The organism is Caballeronia sp. M23-90 (assembly GCF_053574605.1).
In genome coordinates this window covers 1-3,271 of the sequence record NZ_JBSIPA010000600.1, presented here as the reverse complement: position 1 = coordinate 3,271, position 3,271 = coordinate 1, and the positions used below count along the sequence as shown (strand labels likewise).

Sequence of the window (3,271 nt, the reverse complement as noted above, 5' to 3'; positions counted from 1 at the left end):
TCATTGTCGACAAGATGACGAAGGTTCGTTTGCTGATCGAAAACACGGTTATCGATATCAGCCTGCACGCGAACATCAGCGATGCACCTAAAAAGATCAGCGTGCCCAGCGGCCAGCCGCCGCCGGGCAATTCAGCGGAAAGCACGGCATAGCCCGTGTCGACCGTCTGTCCGTGCGAGCGGGCAAGCTGCGACCCGCGCCACAAGGCGATTCCCCCCAAACCGGGATGCGTGGTCGAGTCGATCAGGGCGTCGAGACGGCACGACGCCTTGCTGGACTGCGGGAGTTTCTCTGGATTGCCGAAGGCGGAGTTCACGGGGGACCTCTTGCTGAGTACTGTACAAATATACAGTAATTCTAGCGCAGGAATTCTCCACCCGGGAAATCAATAGGACAGTTCTTAAGCGCGTGTGTCACGCCGGCAGACAGGTGAAAACTCCTGCTTGCGCTCTGTTTTTGCTCAACGTATATTGAATGTCACCCAACAACTATTGCGATGCGATAAAAATGACTGAAGACATTTTGGTATCCCGCCATGAACGTGTAGCGATCATCACGCTCAATCGTCCGGAAAAACTCAATGCGTGGACCACGCCGATGCGCAACGCGATCATCGACGCACTGGAACGCTTCGACGCTGACGACAATGTCACGGCGATCATCATGACGGGCGCAGGCAACCGCGCCTTTTCCGCCGGGCAGGATCTCTCGGAGGCCCATGACTTCGACGGCGAACGTGCGGTCGCCTGGGTCAAGGAATGGCAGCGTTACTACGCTGCGCTGCGCGGCCTCAAGAAGCCGCTGGTGATGGCGCTGAACGGCACGGCAGCGGGCTCGGCGTTCCAGGTGGCGCTGCTTGGCGACATCCGCGTCGGTCATCCGGGCGTGCGCATGGGCCAGCCGGAAATCAACGCGGGTATCGCGAGCACGACCGGTCCGTGGATCATGAACTCCATGCTCGGCATGTCGCGCACGATCGAACTGACGCTCACGGGCCGCCTGATGGACGCCGATGAATGCAAGCAGATCGGCCTGATTCACCACATCGTGGCCGAAGAAAAAGTACTGGAAAAAGCGCTCGAGATCGCGACCGACCTGGGCAACAAACCGCCGGTTGCAATGCGTCTGGATAAACAGCGATTCCGCGAAATGACCGAGCCGGGTTTTCAGGACTGCATAGAAGCGGGCGCTCGCATTCAGCGCGAAGCCTACGATTCGGGCGAACCCGCTCGCATGATGGAAGAGTTCTTCCGCAAGCGCGCGAAGTGAGCCGGTTGCGTTTCATCTACTGAACCATCGAGCGGGAGACCATGGCAATGACGCAACACTTCAACGAAAAGCGGCGCCGGCTGTTGCAGGGTGCAGGCGCACTTGCGCTCGCGGGTGCAATGCCGGTGCTGGTCCGCGCGGATGACAAGCAGATTGTCGTGTCGGACCCGGGCGGCCCTTATACGCTCGCGTATCGTCAGGCGTTCTACGATCCGTTCGAAAAAGCGACGGGCATCAAGGTGGTAAGCGTCGCACGCGAGTCGCAGCCGGTCGCGCAGTTCGAAGCGATGGTGAAGACGAAAAACTATGTGTGGGACGTGACCACACTCACGCTTTCCGCCGACATTCCATACCTCGAAGCGAAGGGCCTGATGGAGCCCATCGGCCTCAAGCCGTCGGACTTCCCGGATGTGATGCCCGAAGCGATCACGCCCAACTGGCTGGGCGTGGACGTGTATTCCACGGTGCTCGCGTACCGCACCGACAAATTCCAGGCGAACGGCCCGAAATCGTGGGCGGACTTCTGGGACGTCAAGCGTTTTCCGGGCCGCCGCTGCCTGCGGCGCAGTCCGCTCGACACGCTGGAGCAAGCGTTGCTCGCCGACGGCGTGCCGCTCGACAAGCTCTATCCGCTCGACGTCGACCGCGCATTCAAGAGTCTCGACAAGATCAAACCGCATATTGCGATCTGGTGGACTTCGGGTGCGCAGTCCATGCAGGCAATCCAGAGTGGCGACGTCGACATGATTTCACTATGGAACGGCCGCGCGCAGTCCGCGATCGACGGCGGTGCGCCGGTCAGGATCGTCTGGAATCAGGGCCTGTATTCCATCGAAGGATGGGGTATTCCCAAAGGCACGCCGCGCGCCGAGATGGCGAAGCAGTTCGTGCGCTTCTGCGCGGACGCAAAGCGTCAGGCGCTCCTCACGCAGACACTTGCTTACGGACCCACCAACCGCAAGTCGTTCGAAACCATCCCGCCGCAGCGCGTTCCCTTGTTGCCGACTGCGCCGGACAACATCCGCGACATGAAGCTGCCAAGTCCGCAGTGGTGGCAGGAGAATCGCCAGAAGGTCACTGAACGCTTCAATTCGTGGATCATTTCGTAAAGGTGCAACGATGAGCGCAAAACTGGAAGCGATCGGGCTGACCAAGCGTTACGGCGATACCGTCGCGCTGGAGCCGACCAGCATGACCGTGCAGGCCGGCGAATTCCTGACGCTGCTCGGTCCTTCCGGGTCGGGCAAGACCACGCTGCTCCAGATGATTTCGGGGCTGGTCGCGCCCAGCGCCGGGCGCATCGAGATAGACGGACGCGATGTGACGCACGTCGAACCGGGCAAGCGCGGCATCGGCATGGTGTTCCAAAGCTATGCGCTGTTTCCGCACATGAGCGTGTGGGACAACGTCGCGTACGGCTTGCGAATGCGCCGCAAGTCACGCGAGGACGTGCGCGAGGCAGTGGAAGGCGCGCTCGCAATGGTGCGCATGAGCGAATACAAAGGGCGGTTTCCAAAGGAGCTGTCCGGCGGGCAGCAGCAGCGCATCGCACTCGCGCGCTGCTTCGCCTACCGTCCGTCGGTGATCCTGCTCGACGAGCCGCTCGGCGCACTCGATAAAAAGCTGCGTGAGCACATGCAGGCGGAAATACGCCGTCTCCACAAGGAGCTCGGTGCGACATTCGTCTATGTGACGCACGATCAGGACGAAGCACTCACGCTTTCGGACCGCATCTGCCTGATGAACGATGCGCGCATCGAGCAGATCGGCACACCCGCCGATTTGTACGATCGGCCCGCGACGCGCTTCGCGGCCGGTTTCATCGGCCATTCGAATCTGCTCGAAGGTGCGCTCGCGGACACGCCTGATGCAAGCGGCGAGCAGATCGGCACACCCGCCGATTTGTACGATCGGCCCGCGACGCGCTTCGCGGCCGGTTTCATCGGCCATTCGAATCTGCTCGAAGGTGCGCTCGCGGACACGCCTGATGCAAGCGGCGAGC

At 61.1% G+C, this 3,271-nt stretch carries 3 protein-coding genes and 1 pseudogene; 3 read left to right on the top strand and 1 reads right to left on the bottom strand.

The window, feature by feature from the left end:
• A pseudogene (locus ACRXB1_RS33250) lies at nucleotides 1-247 on the bottom strand (hypothetical protein); the annotation flags it as partial.
• 260 nt (nucleotides 248-507) lie between these two features.
• Here ACRXB1_RS33250 and ACRXB1_RS33245 point away from each other — a divergent pair.
• The 3 genes from ACRXB1_RS33245 to ACRXB1_RS33235 all read left to right on the top strand — a co-directional run.
• The gene (locus ACRXB1_RS33245; RefSeq protein WP_062001506.1) at nucleotides 508-1,269 is read left to right on the top strand and encodes an enoyl-CoA hydratase/isomerase family protein; all 762 of its coding nucleotides are present in this window, start codon (nucleotides 508-510) and stop codon (nucleotides 1,267-1,269) included.
• Between the two features lie 47 nt (nucleotides 1,270-1,316).
• On the top strand, nucleotides 1,317-2,378 hold the full coding sequence (locus tag ACRXB1_RS33240) for an ABC transporter substrate-binding protein (RefSeq protein ID WP_449494447.1): 1,062 nt from the start codon (nucleotides 1,317-1,319) through the stop codon (nucleotides 2,376-2,378).
• 10 nt (nucleotides 2,379-2,388) lie between these two features.
• A partial coding sequence (locus ACRXB1_RS33235; protein WP_449494446.1) for an ABC transporter ATP-binding protein occupies nucleotides 2,389-3,271 on the top strand: 883 nt, incomplete at its 3' end.

What these genes read in the sequence shown, in the direction of transcription:
- ACRXB1_RS33245 (WP_062001506.1), top strand. Translation starts at nt 508, where the DNA reads ATGACTGAAGACATTTTGGTATCCCGCCATGAACGTGTAGCGATCATC.
- ACRXB1_RS33240 (WP_449494447.1), top strand. Translation starts at nt 1,317, where the DNA reads ATGACGCAACACTTCAACGAAAAGCGGCGCCGGCTGTTGCAGGGTGCA.